This window comes from Streptomyces luteoverticillatus, assembly GCF_003970715.1.
GTDB lineage: Bacteria > Actinomycetota > Actinomycetes > Streptomycetales > Streptomycetaceae > Streptomyces > Streptomyces abikoensis.
The window spans coordinates 2,965,832-2,983,219 of sequence record NZ_CP034587.1 but is presented as its reverse complement, the minus strand read 5'-3'; the positions used below and the strand labels follow the sequence as shown (position 1 = coordinate 2,983,219).

The following is a 17,388-nucleotide window of genomic DNA, read 5'->3' as shown; positions in this document are numbered from 1 at the left end:
GGGGGCAGGGGAACATGCGCACTGGAGCGAAGATCGCGATAGGTGTCGCCACCGTGACCGTGGTGGGCGCGGCCGGGCTGGGGGCCTACAACCTCGTCGACGCCGTCACGGGCGACGGCGCGGGCGGCCTGCGGGCCGAAGCCGCACCGGCCCGGACCGGGCCGCCGACATCCGGCGAGACCGAGAAGACCGCGCGCGACTTCCTCGCCGCGTGGGCGGCCGGCGACACCGGCAAGGCCGCCGGCCTCACCGACGACGTCCAGGCGGCGACCACCGCCCTGACCGCCTACCGCGACACCGCGCACGTCGAGAAGGTGACGTTCAAGCAGGGCACGGCCGTCGGCACGAAGGTGCCCTTCTCCGTCAGCGCCGAGGTCGTCCACGGCAAGCAGCACACCACCTGGACCTACGACTCCTCGCTCGACGTCGTCCGCGCCGCCGCCGAGGGCGGCCGGGCCAAGGTCGGCTGGCGGCCGGCCGTCGTCCACCCCGAGCTCACCGCCGGCCGGACGCTGCGCACCGGCGCCACCGAGGAGTCCAAGGTCGTCGCCGTGGACCGGGGCGGCGCCGAGCTGGACCCCAAGGACCACCCGTCGCTGGCGTCCGTCCTGCCCGACCTCCGCAAGAAGTACGGCGAGAAGGCGGGCGGCGAGCCCGCCGTCGCCGTCCGGCTCGAAGGACCCGCGGGCACCGCGCCCAAGAACCTCCACGTCGTCTCCGAGGGCAAGCCCGGCAAGCTGCGCACCACCATCGACGCGGGCGTCCAGCGCGCCGCCGAGGCCGCGGTGAACAAGTACAACGACGCCTCCGTCGTGGCCGTCAAGGCGAGCACCGGCGAGATCCTCGCCGTCGCCAACTCCAAGAAGGGCGGCTTCAACGCCGCCCTGGGCGGTACGACGGCGCCCGGCTCCACGATGAAGATCGTGACGTCCGCGCTGCTGCTGGAACAGGGCAAGGCCGCGCCCGCCAAGTCCCTGCCGTGCCCGAAGAACGCCACCTACGGCATGACCTTCCACAACGTCGAGAACAGCGAGAACCCCCGGGCCACCTTCGCCCAGGACTTCGCCGCCTCCTGCAACACCGCCTTCATCTCCTTCGCCGGGCAGCTCTCCGACAGCGCCCTCGCCGACGAGGCCCGCGACGTCTTCGGGATCGGGCTGGACTGGAAGGCCGGCGTCCCGACGTTCGACGGCCGGGTGCCCACCGACAGCGGCGCCGGTCGGGCCGCGGCCCTCATCGGCCAGGGCCGGGTGCAGATGAGCCCCCTCAACATGGCGTCCATAGCGGCGACCGTCCGCGAGGGATCGTTCCACCAGCCCTACTTCGTCGACCCGTCCCTGGACGGCCGGCAACTCGCCCGCGCCGCCCGCCCGCTGGCCCCCGGCGCCGCCCGCGACCTGCGCTCGATGATGCGGCTCACCGCCGTCTCCGGTACGGGCGCCAGGGCGATGGCCGGCCTCGGCGGCGAGATCGGCGCCAAGACGGGCTCGGCGGAGGTCGACGGACAGACCGCGCCCAACGGCTGGTTCGCCGCGTACCGCGACGACGTGGCGGCGGCCGCCGTCGTCCCGCAGGGCGGCCACGGCGGCGACTCGGCCGGCCCGGTCGTCGCGGCCGTGCTGCGCGCGGGGTGACGTCACACGGTTCGGGTGACGGAAACGACATCGCCCGGCCCGGGCGGCGCCGCTAGCGTCGGGCGTCATGAGCATTCCGTGCCGCATACCCGATCGCCGGGCCGGGGGTGGTGGCACGTGACGCCGCTCGTCGCCGTCGCCGTCCTCGTCGCCGCCGTCACCCACGCCAGTTGGAACGCCATCGCCCACGGCATCAGGGACCAGCTCCTCGCCTTCACCCTCGTGGGCGGCGGCGGGGCGCTCTGCGGGGCGGCGCTGCTGCCGTTCGTACCGACGCCCGCCGCCGGGGCCTGGCCGTACCTGCTCGCCTCGGCCGTCCTCCACACCGTCTACCAGGCCTTGCTCATGCGGTCGTTCACCCTCGGCGACTTCGGTCAGATGTACCCGATCGCCCGGGGTACCGCCCCGCTGGCGGTCACCGGTCTCGCGGCGCTCTTCGCCCACGAGGTCGCGGGCGGCCGCCAGCTCGCCGGTGTCGCCGTCGCCTCGGCCGGGCTGACCGGTCTCGCCCTGTGGGGCATCCGGGGCTCGGGCACCCGGCCCCGGTGGGCGGCGATCGGGGCGGCCGTCGCCACCGGGCTCGCCATCGCCTCGTACACGGTCGTCGACGGCCTGGGCGTACGGGCCGCCGGCTCCTCGCTCGGCTACATCTCCTGGCTGATGATCCTGGAGGGGCTGGTGATCCCCGCCTGGGCGGTGGCCGCCCGGCGCGGCGCCCTCCTCGACCAGATCCGTCCCTTCGCCGCGCGCGGGCTGCTCGGCGGACTGCTGTCCGTCTTCGCCTACGGGCTGGTGCTGTGGGCGCAGACCCGGGCGCCCCTCGCCCCGGTCGCGGCGCTGCGCGAGTCGTCGATCATCGTGGGCGCGGCGATCGGCACAGTTGTGATGAAGGAGCGGTTCGGGGCGCCGAGGATCGCGGCGGCGGGGCTGATGGTCGTCGGCATCGGGCTGATGCTCCACGCGGGCTGACGGACGGTACGACCCCTACGGGCCGTCGTGACGCGCCGCCGCGCGGGTGAGGTGCGGACACCGGAGCAAATGGTTCCGGTATCCCTGGCCCATGCGCATCCGCATCATCCACAACGCCATCGCGGCGGGAGTCCTCACCGGCCTGGCCGCGGCCGCCCCCGTGGCCGCCGCGCCCGCCCCCCGGTCCACGGGCGCCATGACCATCGACCCCACCGCCACCCTCGCCCCCGACGGCACCCTCACCATGACGGGCACCTACCGCTGCAAGGTCGTCGAGCACACCGGCACCGTCTACGTCGCCAGCAACGTCCTGCAGCACGCCCATACCGAGGGCATCGGCGGCAGCAAGGCCGTCTGCGACGGCGCCCGGCACCGGTGGCGCAACTCGGCCCGCCCCAACGCGGCGTCGCTCCGGCCGGGCCCGGCGCGGGCGGACGGCACGCTGCTGCAGATCAGCCGCGACAGGGGCGGGATTCCGCTGCCGCGGTTCCTGGCGGTGCTCCCGGAGCGGGAGATCAAGATCGTGCGGGCCGTCCGGGGCTGAGGCCCGGGCCCCGGCGAGCTGCGAGGATGGGAGCGTGACTGGAACTCTCGTACTCGCAGGAACCCCCATCGGCGACGTCGCCGACGCGCCCCCGCGGCTGGCCGCCGAGCTCGCCGCCGCCGAGGTGATCGCCGCCGAGGACACCCGCCGGCTGCGCCGGCTGACCCAGGCGCTGGGGGTGCGGACCACCGGCCGGGTGGTCTCCTACAACGAGGTCAACGAGTCCGCCCGGACCCCCGATCTGGTCGAGGCCCTTGTGGGCGGGGCACGGGTGCTGCTGGTCACCGACGCGGGGATGCCGTCCGTCTCCGACCCCGGCTACCGGCTCGTCGCGGCCGCCGTGGAGAAGGACGTCAAGGTCACGGCCGTGCCGGGCCCCTCGGCGGTCCTCACCGCGCTGGCGGTCTCGGGCCTGCCCGTGGACCGCTTCTGCTTCGAGGGCTTCCCGCCCCGCAAGACGGGCGAGCGGCTGAGCCGGCTGCGCGAGGTGGCCGGCGAGCGCCGCACGCTCGTCTACTTCGAGGCCCCGCACCGCCTCGACGACACGCTCGCCGCGATGGCCGAGGTCTTCGGCGCGGACCGCCGCGCCGCCGTGTGCCGGGAGCTGACGAAGACCTACGAGGAGGTCAGGCGCGGCCCCTTGGCCGAGCTGGCGGCCTGGGCGGCCGAGGGCGTCCGGGGCGAGATCACGATCGTCGTCGAAGGGGCCCCCGACAGGCCCGAGGAAGTGGACGCCGCCGAGCTCGTCCGGCGTGTACGCGTCCGGGAGGAGGCGGGCGAACGCCGCAAGGAGGCGATCGCGGCCGTGGCGGCGGAGACAGGCCTACCCAAGCGCGATGTGTTCGATGCGGTCGTAGCGGCAAAAAATGCCGCACAGCGGGATTGACAGTAAGGTAAAGGGCTAACCTGAAAAGCAAAGCCCTGGCATGGCAGCCAACGCTTTCGGGCATGGAGCCGCCAAGTTTGTCCCAATTCGTGGGTCAGGCTGCTGCGCCATCGCCGGTATGGGCGTTCCCTGGTGGTGGGACGTCCGGTCCCGGAGAGACTTGTCCAGCGGACAAGAGGAGCTGCCATGAGCGAGACCGCAGGAGCTTCGAACGGAGCCCAGCGCGCGACCCGCACGGCGACGGAGCAGACCGCCGCCGCGTTCGAGCCGGCCCACGAGTCGTACTCCTTCGTATGCATGCGATGCGGGAGCGGCTGGGAGCAGTCGTACGAGATAAGGCACCACGTGGACGCGAAGGGCCTGCCCTTCGTCACCTACTACGCGGACGACCGGCGCGTGCCGTCGCCGCTCACCCGCCCGACCTGCGTCAACTGCGGCGCGCACACGGTGCGCATCATGCGGTCCGGGCAGGTGTCCGTGGTCGCCGACGCCCTGCATCTCCACGAGCGCACGGCCGTCCCGGCGACCCTCCAGGCGGCCGCCGGACCGCTGCACGACGGCGGCGACCACGAGCCCCGCGAGGGTCACCACTGGCATCTCTCCGACCTGCTGCGGCCCTTCCACCGGAAGTGACCCCGGCCGCGCGCGATCTCTAGGATCACGCGATCTCTAGAATCACGGCCATGGCATCGAACAACGGACCGGTCAGCGGCGAGCGGAAGAACGACACCAAGGACGTCCCCCCGCCGCTCCCGGCACCGTTGGCCGTGCCCGTCGCCGACTCCCACACCCACCTCGACATGCAAGGGGGCACGGTCGAGGAGGCGCTGGCCAAGGCCGCTTCCGTCGGGGTCACCACGGTGATCCAGGTGGGCTGCGACCTGGCCGGGTCGCGCTGGGCCGCGGAGACCGCCGCCGCCCACGAGGCCGTCTGGGCCACGGTGGCCCTCCACCCCAACGAGGCGCCCCGCATCGTCCACGGCGACCCCGACGGCTGGTCCCGCCAGGGTGCCCGCGAACCCGGCGGCATGCCCGCCCTGGACGCCGCGCTGGAGGAGATCGACCGGCTCGCCGCCCTGCCCCAGGTACGCGGCGTGGGGGAGACGGGACTGGACTACTTCCGTACCGGACCCGAGGGAATGGCCGCCCAGGAGTACTCCTTCCGGCGCCATATCGAGATCGCCAAGCGGCAGGGCAAGGCCCTGGTCATCCACGACCGCGAGGCCCACGACGACGTGCTGCGCGTCCTCGCCGAGGAGGGCGCTCCCGAGCGGGTGGTCTTCCACTGCTACTCCGGCGACGCCGCCATGGCGAAGGTCTGCGCCGAGGCGGGCTACTACATGTCCTTCGCCGGCAACGTCACCTTCAAGAACGCCCAGCACCTGCGCGACGCCCTGGCCGTCGCCCCCCTCGACCTGATCCTCGTCGAGACCGACGCGCCCTTCCTGACCCCGGCCCCGTATCGCGGACGGCCCAACGCGCCCTACCTCATTCCGGTCACATTGCGCGCGATGGCCGAAGTGAAGGACATCGCCGAGGACGCCCTGGCCACGGCCGTAGCGGCCAATACCGCACGCGTCTTCGGATACTGACACCGATATGCGCGACACCGTGTGACGATACGACTTTGGTGGGTGATGGTGGCTCCGCTACAGTCCCGGGCCTAGCCGGACCTGTGGAGTGTCGTGAGTCATGCACCGGGCAGCCCCCACGCTGCACCCCGCGCCGCGACGGGAACCCCGTCGTACGACCCGTACGCGCCCCGCGAGCCGTACGGGCCGCCGCCCGAGCCGTACGCGCCGCCGCCGTACGAGCCGTACGGGGACCTCGAGCCGCTCGGGGCGTACGAGCCGTACCGGCCGCACGGGGAGCAGGGTGCCCACGGTCCGTCGGGCCCGCCCGAGCGGTACGGCGCGGCGTACGGGGGCCACGGCCACGGCGCCCACGAGGGCTACGACCCCTATGAGCCGTACGAGCCGTACGAGCCCTTCGGGCAGGCGCAGCTGCCCCGGCAGGCGATCGCCCCTCCGGGGGGTTACGGGGGGCCAGGCGCCCCCGGGCCCCACGGCGCCCCCGAGACCTATGGGCCCCACGCCCCCGCCTGGGCCGCCGTGGCCGACAGCCTCCCCGTGACGGGCCCGCCCGTGACCGGGCTCGGCGCCGACGCCGACCCCGGTGGCGCCGTCGTGCCCGCCCCCGGTGGCCGGGCCGCCTCGCGGCGGGCGGCGGCGGCCGCGAACGGCGGACGCAAGCGTTCGGCGCGGAGCGCCGCCCCCCGGCCCGGGGCCGGGGCGGGCGAGCGGTCCGGGAGCCGTGCGGCACCCCGCGAGCGGGGCGCCGAGCCGCTGCGGCGGCTGCTGCCGCAGGCGCTCGTCGTGGCGTTCCTGGCCGGCGGGACGTCGGCCTTCATCGCCGGCGACAAAGCCGTCCAGCTCAGCGTCGACGGCAGGCCCCGCACCCTCCACACCTTCGCCGGCGACGTCGAGGAGCTGCTGGCCGACGAGGGCATGGCCGTCGGCGAGCACGACATCGTCGCCCCCGGCCGCCACCACGACCTGGCCTCCGGCGACCGCGTCATCGTCCGCTACGGACGGCCCGTCTCCCTCACCCTCGACGGGGAGCGCCGCCAGGTGTGGACCACCGCCCGCACCGTCGACGGCGCCCTGCGCCAGCTCGGCGTCCGGGCCGAGGGCGCCTACCTGTCCGCCTCCCGCTCCGCGCCCATCGGCCGCAAGGGCCTGGACCTGGACGTCCGCACCGAGCGCACCGTCACCTTCATGGCCGACGGCCGCGAACGCACCGTCCGCACCAACGCCGCGACCGTCCGCGAGGCCATCGAACAGGCCGGCATCGGCCTGCGCGGCGAGGACACCACCTCCGTCGACCCCGAGAGCTTCCCCCGCGAGGGCCAGACGATCTCCGTCATGCGGATCTCCGCCGACGAGGAGGTCAAGGAGGAGCCCATCGACTTCTCCACCGAGCGCCGCGAGGACCCCTCGCTCTACAAGGGCACCGAGGTCGTCGCCCAGCGCGGCGAGAAGGGCGTCGAGCGCGTCACGTACTCCCTGCGGACCGTCAACGGCGTCAAGCAGAAGCCCAAGAAGATCCGCTCCGAGGTCGTCCGCCGGCCCCGCGTCGAGATCGTCAAGGTAGGCACCAAGGCCCGGCCCACCACCGTGCAGGGCGCGGAGGGGCTCAACTGGAACGGGCTCGCGCAGTGCGAGGCGGGCGGACGGCCCGACGCCGTCGACCCGTCCGGCACCTACGGCGGGCTGTACCAGTTCGACACCCACACCTGGCAGTCCCTCGGCGGCGACGGCCGCCCCCAGGACGCCCCGGCCGAGGAGCAGACCATGCGGGCCAAGAAGCTGTACGTCAGCCGGGGGGCGAGTCCCTGGCCCGTGTGCGGCCGTAAACTTCACGGGTGAGCTCCAGCCCCAGCACAGACGAGTCCGGCGAGTCCGGCGCCCTGCTCGGCCCGGCCGACATCCGCGAACTGGCCGCCGCCCTCGGGGTGCGCCCCACCAAGCAGCGCGGCCAGAACTTCGTGATCGACGCCAATACGGTCCGGCGCATCGTCCGGACCGCCGAGGTGCGGCCCGACGACGTCGTCGTCGAGGTCGGACCGGGGCTCGGGTCGCTGACCCTCGCCCTGCTGGAGGCGGCCGACCGCGTCACGGCGGTCGAGATCGACGACGTGCTGGCCGCCGCGCTGCCCGGGACGATCGCCAAGCGGCTGCCCGAGCGCGCCGACCGCTTCGCGCTCGTCCACAGCGACGCCATGCAGGTGCAGGAGCTGCCCGGCCCGGCGCCCACCGCCCTCGTGGCCAACCTGCCCTACAACGTCGCCGTGCCCGTGCTGCTGCACATGCTGGACCGCTTCCCCAGCATCGAGCGCACCCTCGTCATGGTCCAGGCCGAGGTCGCCGACCGGCTCGCCGCCAAGCCGGGCAACAAGGTCTACGGCGTCCCCTCGGTCAAGGCCAACTGGTACGCCGAGGTCAAGCGGGCCGGCGCCATCGGCCGCAACGTCTTCTGGCCGGCGCCCAACGTCGACTCCGGCCTCGTCTCGCTGGTCCGGCGCACCGAGCCCATCGACACGACGGCCACCAAGGCCGAGGTCTTCGCCGTCGTCGACGCCGCCTTCGCCCAGCGCCGCAAGACGCTGCGCGCCGCGCTGGCGGGCTGGGCGGGCTCGGCCGCCGCGGCCGAGGCCGCGCTGGTCGCCGCCGGGATCTCCCCGCAGGCCCGCGGCGAGGCGCTGACCGTGCACGAGTTCGCCGCCATCGCCGAGAAGAAGGGCGCCGCGCTGTGACCGCGTCCGTCACCGTCCGCGTCCCCGCGAAGGTCAACGTCCAGCTCGCCGTCGGCCCTCTCCGCACCGACGGCTTCCACGACCTGGCCAACGTCTTCCTGGCCGTCGGCCTGTACGACGAGGTCACCGTCCGCCCCGCCGACGAGCTGCGCGTCACCTGCTCCGGCGCGGACGCCGCCCAGGTCCCCCTGGACCGCACCAACCTGGCCGCCCGCGCGGCCCTCGCCCTCGCGGCCCGCCACGGCCGCGAGGCGAACGTCCACATCCACATCGACAAGGACATCCCCGTCGCGGGCGGCATGGCCGGCGGCAGCGCGGACGGCGCGGGCGCCCTCCTCGCCTGCGACGCCCTGTGGGGCACCGGCGCCTCCCGCGAGGAGCTCCTGGAGATCTGCGCGGAGCTCGGCAGCGACGTGCCCTTCAGCCTCGTCGGCGGCGCGGCCCTCGGCCGCGGCCGGGGCGAGCTGCTGACGCCGCTGGAGACGGGCGGCACCTTCTCCTGGGTGTTCGCCGTCGCCGACGGCGGCCTGTCCACGCCCGCCGTCTACGCCGAATGCGACCGGCTGCGCGGCACCACGCCCGTACCCGACCCGGAGCCGTCGGCCGCCCTGCTGGCCGCCCTGCGCACCGGCGACGCGACGGCGCTGGCCGCCGCCGTGAGCAACGACCTCCAGCCGGCCGCCGTCTCCCTGCGCCCGTCGCTCGCCGCGACGCTGGCGGCGGGCGAGGAGGCCGGGGCGCTGGCCGCCATGGTGTCGGGCTCCGGCCCGACGACGGCGTTCCTGACCGCCGGGGAGGCGGAGGCCGAGAAGGTGGCCGACGCGCTGCGGTCCTCCGGGACGTGCCGCGCGGTCCGCGTCACCTCCGGCCCGGTGCCGGGGGCGACGGTGTGCGGGACCGCCCGCTCATCGGCCTGAGCGACGGATCCGTTCCGCCCGGGGACCCAGCCACTTCACGCACGGCTTCTCCACGTACTCGTGGAGAAGAACGGCACCGCCCAGTGAGATCGCCATGACCAGGGTGGCGTGCACGGCCAGCGGAACCGTGACGTGGTGCAGCCTCAGGAAATGGCTCGTGCTGAAAATGACCATTTCGTGCAGGAGATAGAAGGCGAAGGAAACCTCGCCGAGGTACACCACGAACCGGTTCCGGAACGGGGATTCCTCGCCCCGTACGTCCGCGCGCGCGGCCGCCGCGACGGTGAGGGTGAAGGGAACCACCGTGACCGCGACCCAGTGGAATTTTTCCGGCATGAGATGTGCCAGGGCGAGGACGGCTCCCACGGACAGCGCGACACTCGCCACCAGGCCCGGGCCGCGCCAGGCGCCCTTCTTCACGAGCAGGGCGAGTGCGATACCGATGACGAATTCGGCCAGCCGCACGGGCGGGAACATGTACAGCGTGAACTTCTCCTCCCAGCCCGCCGTCCGCAGGAAGAAGCCCGTGGTGAGGGGATGCAGCAGGACGAAGAGGTTCCCGAGGCCGACCACGGCCCACAGGCCCGCGAGCGGCAGCCGGCGCATCGCCGAGATCAGCAGCGGGAAGCAGAGGTAGAAGAAGAACTCGCAGCCGAGCGACCATGAGACGCCGTTGTAGGCGAACCACCGGTCCTCGTCGTTGGGCACCCAGGACTGGGTCAGGGTGAGATTGCTCAGCGCCAGGCCGGTCTCGAGCCTCTTCCCCATCCAGACCAGCATCAGCGCCGCGATGCCGAAGGTCACCAGGTGGCTGGGGTAGATACGGGCGAAACGCCGCCGCCAGAATCCGGGGACCGGGTCGCCGGGCCGTGCCGACCAGGCGAGCACGAAGCCCGAGAGAATGAAGAAGAAGGAGACCGCCGAGGGGCCGGCGAAGGTGGCGTCCTTCAGCGCGCGCAGATGCTTCGCGGTACCGGCGCCGTACTGCTCGTACGAAAAGTGGTAACAGAATATGAGGAGCGCCGCGAACCACCGCAGACCGGTGAGCGATTCCAGCCGTGTCCGCGAGGCCGCCATCCGGGGACGTGGAGCCGAACCGGCCTGAGGAACGGCCTCCGATATAAGGCTCACGCGATGTCTTTCTGGCCGGACGGAAATGCGCGGATACTGGCGCGGACCGGGGGAATCTACCAGCGATCTTGCTCTGCGGCGGACCGGGCCGAGTGCCGTGAACGGCGCCGTCCCGGGCCCGGTCGGGGGCTCCGGCCGACCGTGGGATCCTGGAGGCAGTCCCATCGAACAAGGAGCGGCAGCGGCATGGCAGCCAACCTGGTCAATCTGGAAGCCGTCGACAAGGTGTACGGCACGCGTGCGCTGCTCGACGGCATCTCCCTCGGGGTGAACGAGGGCGACCGGATCGGCGTCGTCGGCCGCAACGGTGACGGCAAGACCACGCTCATCCGCATCCTCGCCAAGCTGGAGGACGCCGACAAGGGCCGCGTCACCCACGCCGGTCACGTGCGCATGGGCGTCCTCACCCAGCACGACTCCCTCGACCCGGCCGCGACCGTGCGGCACGAGGTCCTCGGGGACATGGCCGACCACGAGTGGGCCGGCAACGCCAAGATCCGCGACGTGCTCACCGGCCTGTTCGGCGGCCTCGACCTGCCCGCCTTCCCGCAGGGCCTCGACACCGTCATCGGCCCGCTCTCCGGCGGCGAGCGCCGCCGCATCGCGCTGGCCAAGCTGCTCATCTCCGAGCAGGACCTCATCGTCCTGGACGAGCCCACCAACCACCTCGACGTCGAGGGCATCTCCTGGCTGGCCGGCCACCTCCAGGCCCGCCGCTCGGCACTGGTGTGCGTCACCCACGACCGCTGGTTCCTCGACCAGGTCTGCACCCGCATGTGGGACGTCCAGCGCGGCGCCGTCCACGAGTACGAGGGCGGCTACAGCGACTACGTCTTCGCCCGCGCCGAGCGGGAGCGGATCGCCGCCACCGAGGAGACCAAGCGGCAGAACCTGATGCGCAAGGAGCTCGCCTGGCTGCGCCGCGGCGCCCCCGCCCGCACCAGCAAGCCCCGCTTCCGCATCGAGGCCGCCAACGAGCTCATCGCCGACGTGCCGCCGCCGCGCGACACCTCCGAGCTGATGAAGTTCGCCAGCTCCCGGCTCGGCAGGACCGTCTTCGACCTGGAGGACGTCACCGTCCAGGCCGGCCCCAAGTCGCTCATCGAGCACCTCACCTGGCAGCTGGGCCCCGGCGACCGCGTCGGCCTCGTCGGCGTCAACGGCGCCGGCAAGACCTCGCTGCTGCGCACCCTCGCCGAGGCCGCCCGCACCGAGGGCGAGAAGCAGCCGGCGGCCGGCAAGGTCGTCGTCGGCAAGACCGTGAAGCTCGCCTACCTCTCCCAGGAGGTCGCCGAACTCGACCCGGCCAAGCGCGTCCTGGAGGCCGTCCAGCAGATCCGCGACCGCGTCGACCTCGGCAAGGGCCGGGAGATGACCGCCGGACAGCTCTGCGAGAAGTTCGGCTTCACCAAGGAGAAGCAGTGGACGCCCGTCGGCGACCTCTCCGGCGGTGAGCGCCGCCGCCTGCAGATCCTGCGCCTGCTGATGGACGAGCCCAACGTCCTCTTCCTCGACGAGCCCACCAACGACCTCGACATCGAGACCCTCACCCAGCTCGAGGACCTCCTCGACGGCTGGCCCGGCTCGATGGTCGTCATCAGCCACGACCGGTACTTCGTCGAGCGCACCACGGACCGCGTCTACGCGCTGCTCGGCGACCGGGCGCTGCGGATGCTGCCGCGCGGCCTCGACGAGTACCTGGAGCGCCGCCAGCGCGTCATCGAGGCCGCCGCGCCGGCCGCCCCTGCCGCGCCCGCCGCCGTCAAGGCCAAGCCCGCCGCCGACGCCCGCGCGGCGAAGAAGGAGCTCCAGAAGATCGAGCGCCGCCTGGACCGCATCAGCGAGCAGGAGGCCAAGCTCCACGCGAGGATCGCCGAGCAGGCGACCGACTTCGAGGCCGTGGCCAAGCTCGACGCCGAGCTGCGGGAACTGGCCGACGAGCGCGACGAGCTGGAGATGCGCTGGCTCGAACTCGCCGAGGACGCCTGAGGCCGTAAGGCGCCGTCAGGCGCAACAGTCTCGTCACGGGCCGGTCTCAGGTGGTGGATACATCCGGGATCGGCCCTTGGGGTGTCCGCGCCGGGTGGTACAAAGAACACCCGCTCGCCTGCCGCACACTGGCGGGATTCATGCGGTGCAGGAAGCCCCGGTCGCGCGTAAAGAGGAAAGCTGATGTCACAGCCGCCGCAGCCCCCCAGCCACCGCAGGGACCGCCGGGCGGCGGCTTCGGCGCACCTCAGGACCCCCGGGGCGGCTTCGGCGCCCCGCAGCCGCCGCAGGGCCCGCCCCCGGGCGCCGCCCCGCAGGCCCCGCCGCCCACCATGGTCAGCCCGCCCGTGCCCCCGCCCGCCGGCGCGCCCCAGCAGCCGCCGCAGCCGCCCCAGCCGGGCGCGGCCCCGCAGACCCCGCCCCAGGCCCCGCCGCCCACGATGCTCAGCACGCCCGCGGTCCCGCCGCCGGGCGCCCCGCAGAACCCCCCGCCCGGCGCCCCCGCGGTCCCGCCCGCCCCGGGCGCCGCCCCGCAGGCCCCGCCGCCCGCCGCCCCCGGCGGCTACGGCTACCCGGCCGCGCCCGCCGCTCCCGGCTACGGCTACCCCGGCCCGGCCGGCGCCCCCGGCGGTTACGGCTACCCCGGCGCCCCCGGTGCGCCCGGCGCCCCTGGCGTTCCCGGTCAGCCGCAGCCGCAGTACGGCGGATACGGGCCCACCGCCCAGTTCCCCGCCGGCGCGCCCACCGGCGCCCCGGGCGGCAACGGCCCCAAGAAGCGGATGGCGCTCATCGCCGGCGCGGTGGCCGCCGTACTGGTCGTCGCCGGCGGCGGCATCTGGTTCGCCACCAAGGGCGGCGGCGGTGACGACGACAAGAAGACCGAGGCCGGCTCGAGCGCCGGCACCCAGGGCGGCCAGGCCCAGGGCGGCGGCGGCAAGGCCCCCAAGACCGTCGACGGCAAGCTGCTCTTCACCGTCGACCAGCCCAAGGCCGACGACCTCATCAGCGTCAAGGGCATGTGGGCGACGGACAAGGTCTTCGCCAAGGCCGACATCTACAAGATCGTCGGCTACGGCCTCTCCGGCGGCAAGCAGTGGGAGGTCCCGCTCGACGGCGAGATCTGCTGGCCGTCCCAGCAGACCACGGCCGACGGCAAGACCGCCCTGGTCGTCAAGGACAGCAAGGCCAACAACGCCCAGTGCACCCAGGTCGTCGCCCTCGACCTGAACAACGGGAAGAAGCTCTGGCAGAAGTCCGCCAAGAGCGGCGACCAGGACCTCCGCTTCGGCGAGGTCACCGTCGGCGGCGGCACCGTCGCCGCGGGCGGCACGTCGGGCGGCGCCGCCTGGTCGCTGGACGGCGGCAAGGAGCTGTGGAAGCCCAAGCCGGGCGACGACTGCCGGGACGACGGCTACGGCGGCGGCTCCAAGCTCGTCGCCGTCCGCCGCTGCGGCGACTACGCGCGCCCCCAGATGCAGGTGCAGACCCTCGACCCGGCGTCGGGCGCGCCCAAGTCCGTCTACAAGGCCCCCGCCGGCCTCCAGTGGGTGCACATCGCGTCCACCGACCCGCTGGTCATCGCGGTCGACGCCGGAGGGGACAAGGGCAGCGGCGCCTCCGACTTCCTGGCGATCGACGACAGCGCCACCGAGGGCAAGCTGCGCTCCAAGATCTCCACGGGCAACGGCGGATTCACGCCGAAGTGCCCCTCGACGAACGTCGAGGGCTGCACCAAGCTCGCCGTCACCAAGGACACCCTCTTCCTGCCCTCCGAGGAGCACTCCAGCGGCAACGCCCAGCAGGTCGGCCGCGTCAACGAGATCGTCGGCTTCGACCTGGCCACCGGCCAGTCCCGGGGCAAGGCCGAGGGCCTCCCGGGATCCACGCTGACCCCGCTGGGCGTCGACAAGGACGGCTACCCCATCGGTTACCAGGACCCGACCTACAAGGCCGGCGGCCAGGTGGTCCGGATCGATCCGAAGTCGTTCAAGACCGATGTCCTGCTGAAGAATCCGGCCGCGTCGGCGCAGAGCGAGCGCATGCTCTCGCCGACCATCCAGCCGACCCTCTGGTCCCAGGGCCGCCTCTACTTGGGCGGCAGTTTCGCCAACAAGCCCAGCTCCGTGAGTTTCGGGAAGCAGTATCTGGTGATGATTTTCGGCGGTAGTTGATACTGATCGCTTGACGAGCACTCCAGCCGTATCCCTGCCCGCCGCGTGTGCATGCCTGAACGATCCGTTTCAGTCGCGAAGTACACGTGATTGGCAGGGATTTCGGCATTCCGGGGGACTTCTCACCGGTAAGGGGCGCGGAACGTCGAACAAGCGTGTAGCTTCCCGGGCAAGAGGGTGCCGGGGAGACGTGCGCGAGCGGCAGTGGGCGGCAGCGGGCGACAGGGGGGAAGCTCAATGGGCGTGCGGCTCATGGTCGTCGACGACCATCGTCTGCTGGCCGAGGCCCTCGCCTCGGCACTGAAGTTGCGCGGGCACCGGGTACTGGCCGCGGCCGCGCCCAGCGCCGGCGCGGCCGACCTGGTGATCAGCCGCGCCCCCGAGGTGTGCCTGCTGGGCACGGCGTCCCCGGCCGAGCCGGGCGCCTTCGACCCGGTCGTCCGGATCAAACGGGAGCGCCCCCAGGTCGCCGTCGTCGTGCTCGGCCCCGTGCCGAGCCCCCTGGGCATCGCGGCCGCCTTCGCCGCCGGCGCCTCCGGCTACGTCCGGCACAACGAACGCATCGAAGGCGTCGAGCGGGCCATGATGAAGGCCCGCGCGGGCGAGGCCGCCGTGGAGCCCCAGCTGCTCCAGGGCGCCTTCACCGAGCTCCTCAACCCCGCCACCCAGCCCGACGACGAGGGCGCGCGGCTGCTCCAGCTGCTCACCCCGCGCGAGGTCGAGGTCCTGGTGCGGGTCGCCGAGGGCGAGGACACCCGGCTGATCGCCGCGGGCATGGGGATAGCGCCCAGCACGGCCCGCACCCACGTCCAGCGCGTCCTGATGAAGCTCGGGGTGGGCTCGCGGCTGGAGGCGGCCGCCCTGGCCGCCCGTACGGGCCTGCTGGACCGCGCCACGGGCGGTGCCGCGAGCGCTCCCGCGCCGGTCAGTCCTCCCCGTCCCCCGGTGCCCGGCCGGGGGGTGCCGGGTCAGCAGGGCGGCGGCTGAGCCAGAGGAGGAGACCGCCGAACGCGAGCATGCCGAGACCGGCCCAGAGGTTGACGTTCACCCCCTGGGCCTTGCTCAGGTCCGCGTCGGAGGCGGCGAGCCCGGCGGCGGTGAGCAGCAGCCCGTAGCCGGTGAACAGGCCGCCGATGACCCGCCGTATGTCGAAGGCGCGTTTCATGCTCTGCTCCTACAGCGAGAAGGGGACGTAGCAGAGGGCGGCCAGGAGCACGGCGCCCCAGCCGAGCGGCGCGGGCCTGCGGTACCAGACGGTCCCGTCCTCGACGGGCGCGGCGGCCGTCCCGTACACCAGCCCCGTCAGCGCCCCGGCGGGCCTCGGCTCGGTGACGAGCGAGACCACGAGCATCACGACGGCCGCGACGCCGAACGCCACGATGGACGAGACGAAGTTGGCGCCCTGGTCCGTGGGGATGCCGATGACGCCCCGCCGGTACAGCCAGAAGTAGTTGACCATCGCGGCCGCCGTGCCCGACAGCAGCCCCCAGAAGCCCGCCGCGGCCGTGGCCCGCCGCCAGAACATCCCGATGACGAAGACCGCGAAGAGCGGCACGTTGAAGAACGAGAACAGCGTCTGGAGATAGTTCATGATGTTGGAGAAGGACGAGGCGATGAACGCCGTGCCCATCCCCGCGAACACCCCGAGCGCCGTCACCACGCGGCCGGTCGCCAGGTAGTAGGCGTCGGGGCGGCCCGGCCGTACGTACGCCCGCCAGATGTCGCTGGTGAAGACCGTGTTGAAGGACGACACGTTGGCGGCCATGCCCGCCATGAACGCCGCGAGCAGGCCCGTCACCGCGACGCCCAGCATGCCGTTGGGCAGCAGGTCGCGCATCAGCACGGGGATGGCGTCGTTGTAGCTCAGCCCGCTGCCGGCCCGGCCCAGGGACGGCTCCAGCACCAGGGCGATCAGCCCCGGCATGACCACCACCAGCGGGACCAGCAGCTTCGGGAAGGCCGCGATCAGTGGCGTCCGCCGCGCCGCGCCCAGATCCTTCGCGGACAGCGCCCGCTGCACCTCGGCGAAGTTCGTCGTCCAGTACCCGAAGCTCATCACGAAGCCCAGGCCCAGCACGATGGTCAGCCAGTTGGCTCCCAGCGGATTGGCGTGGCCGATGCCCGTACCGCCCCAGGCGCTCAGGAAGTCCTCGCCCCGCTCGGCGGAGAGCGCGTCCCACAGCCCGCCCGGCCCGCCGACGCGCGCGAGGCCCACGGCCGTCAGCGGCACCAGCGCCGCCAGGATGACGAAGAACTGGAGGACCTCGTTGTAGATCGCGGAGGACAGCCCGCCGAGCGTGATGTACGCCAGGACGAAGAGACCCGCGACGACGATCGCCACGCCCTGCGGCCAGCCCAGCAGCGCCCGCAGCACCAGCGCCAGCGCGTAGAGGTTGACGCCCGCGATCAGCACCGACGACACCGCGAAGATCACCGAGGAGAGCAGATGCGAGGCGGGCCCGAAGCGCCGCAGCAGGAACTCGGGCACCGAGCCGACCCTCGACCCGTAGTAGAACGGCATCATCACCAGGGCCAGGAAGACCATGGCCGGTATCGCCCCGATCCAGTACCAGTGCACGGTGTACACGCCGTACTGGGCGCCGTTGGCGGCCATGCCCAGGATCTCGGTGGCGCCGAGGTTGGCGGCGACGAAGGCGAGCCCGGTGATCCAGGCGGGCAGGGACCGGCCGGAGAGGAAGAAGTCCAGGCTGGTACGGACCGAACGGCGCGCCGCGACGCCGATGCCCAGGACCACGGCGAAGTAGCTCGCGAGGATGACGTAGTCGAGCCAGTTGACGGGGAGCCGCAGACTCTCGGCCGAATAGCGCATGC

General features: G+C 73.1%; 15 protein-coding genes. 12 read left to right on the top strand and 3 right to left on the bottom strand.

Annotated elements, in window-relative coordinates; genetic code table 11:
- Positions 1 to 14: 14 nt before the first annotated feature.
- The 9 genes from EKH77_RS12895 (at position 15) to EKH77_RS12855 (ending at position 9,265) form a co-directional block, all read left to right on the top strand.
- Entirely contained in the window at positions 15 to 1,634 is a 1,620-nt protein-coding gene (locus EKH77_RS12895; protein ID WP_126914538.1) for a penicillin-binding transpeptidase domain-containing protein, read from the top strand.
- A 117-nt stretch (positions 1,635 to 1,751) separates the two neighbouring features.
- Complete coding sequence (locus tag EKH77_RS12890; protein WP_126914537.1) at positions 1,752 to 2,603, top strand: DMT family transporter; 852 nt, start codon at positions 1,752 to 1,754, stop codon at positions 2,601 to 2,603.
- A 91-nt stretch (positions 2,604 to 2,694) separates the two neighbouring features.
- The gene (locus tag EKH77_RS12885) at positions 2,695 to 3,147 is read left to right on the top strand and encodes a DUF6299 family protein (protein WP_126914536.1); all 453 of its coding nucleotides are present in this window, start codon (positions 2,695 to 2,697) and stop codon (positions 3,145 to 3,147) included.
- A 34-nt stretch (positions 3,148 to 3,181) separates the two neighbouring features.
- The gene (gene rsmI / locus EKH77_RS12880) at positions 3,182 to 4,033 is read left to right on the top strand and encodes a 16S rRNA (cytidine(1402)-2'-O)-methyltransferase (RefSeq protein WP_126914535.1); all 852 of its coding nucleotides are present in this window, start codon (positions 3,182 to 3,184) and stop codon (positions 4,031 to 4,033) included.
- A gap of 186 nt (positions 4,034 to 4,219) precedes the next feature.
- Entirely contained in the window at positions 4,220 to 4,666 is a 447-nt protein-coding gene (locus tag EKH77_RS12875) for a hypothetical protein (protein WP_126914534.1), read from the top strand.
- Between the two features lie 50 nt (positions 4,667 to 4,716).
- Positions 4,717 to 5,625 carry a TatD family hydrolase gene (locus EKH77_RS12870; RefSeq protein ID WP_126914533.1) on the top strand — a complete coding sequence of 303 codons (909 nt, stop codon included), beginning with the start codon at positions 4,717 to 4,719 and terminating at the stop codon, positions 5,623 to 5,625.
- A 537-nt stretch (positions 5,626 to 6,162) separates the two neighbouring features.
- Entirely contained in the window at positions 6,163 to 7,461 is a 1,299-nt protein-coding gene (locus EKH77_RS12865) for a ubiquitin-like domain-containing protein (protein ID WP_430981030.1), read from the top strand.
- Entirely contained in the window at positions 7,458 to 8,348 is an 891-nt protein-coding gene (gene rsmA / locus EKH77_RS12860; RefSeq protein WP_126914531.1) for a 16S rRNA (adenine(1518)-N(6)/adenine(1519)-N(6))-dimethyltransferase RsmA, read from the top strand. The genes EKH77_RS12865 and rsmA overlap by 4 nt, the downstream gene beginning before the upstream one ends.
- Positions 8,345 to 9,265, top strand: a complete 921-nt coding sequence (locus EKH77_RS12855) for a 4-(cytidine 5'-diphospho)-2-C-methyl-D-erythritol kinase (protein WP_126914530.1) — start codon at positions 8,345 to 8,347, stop codon at positions 9,263 to 9,265. The genes rsmA and EKH77_RS12855 overlap by 4 nt, the downstream gene beginning before the upstream one ends.
- Here the strand turns inward: EKH77_RS12855 and EKH77_RS12850 are convergent.
- Complete coding sequence (locus tag EKH77_RS12850; RefSeq protein WP_164737791.1) at positions 9,254 to 10,342, bottom strand: acyltransferase family protein; 1,089 nt, start codon at positions 10,340 to 10,342, stop codon at positions 9,254 to 9,256. The two genes, EKH77_RS12855 and EKH77_RS12850, sit on opposite strands and share 12 nt — an antisense overlap.
- 240 nt (positions 10,343 to 10,582) lie before the next feature.
- Between EKH77_RS12850 and EKH77_RS12845 the strand changes: the two genes are divergently transcribed.
- The 3 genes from EKH77_RS12845 (at position 10,583) to EKH77_RS12835 (ending at position 15,543) form a co-directional block, all read left to right on the top strand.
- Positions 10,583 to 12,385: an ABC-F family ATP-binding cassette domain-containing protein gene (locus tag EKH77_RS12845; RefSeq protein ID WP_126914528.1), complete on the top strand. Its 1,803-nt coding sequence runs from the start codon at positions 10,583 to 10,585 to the stop codon at positions 12,383 to 12,385.
- Between the two features lie 347 nt (positions 12,386 to 12,732).
- Positions 12,733 to 14,556: a PQQ-binding-like beta-propeller repeat protein gene (locus EKH77_RS12840; RefSeq protein WP_240667337.1), complete on the top strand. Its 1,824-nt coding sequence runs from the start codon at positions 12,733 to 12,735 to the stop codon at positions 14,554 to 14,556.
- Positions 14,557 to 14,793: 237 nt separating this feature from the next.
- Positions 14,794 to 15,543 carry a response regulator transcription factor gene (locus tag EKH77_RS12835; protein ID WP_126914526.1) on the top strand — a complete coding sequence of 250 codons (750 nt, stop codon included), beginning with the start codon at positions 14,794 to 14,796 and terminating at the stop codon, positions 15,541 to 15,543.
- Here EKH77_RS12835 and EKH77_RS12830 read toward each other — a convergent pair.
- A complete protein-coding gene (locus tag EKH77_RS12830; protein WP_126914525.1) occupies positions 15,482 to 15,721 on the bottom strand; it encodes a hypothetical protein in 240 nt (79 codons plus the stop codon). The two genes, EKH77_RS12835 and EKH77_RS12830, sit on opposite strands and share 62 nt — an antisense overlap.
- Positions 15,722 to 15,730: 9 nt before the next feature.
- Positions 15,731 to 17,386, bottom strand: coding sequence for a sodium:solute symporter family protein (locus tag EKH77_RS12825; protein WP_126914524.1), 1,656 nt, complete (start codon positions 17,384 to 17,386; stop codon positions 15,731 to 15,733).
- Positions 17,387 to 17,388 lie beyond the last annotated feature (2 nt).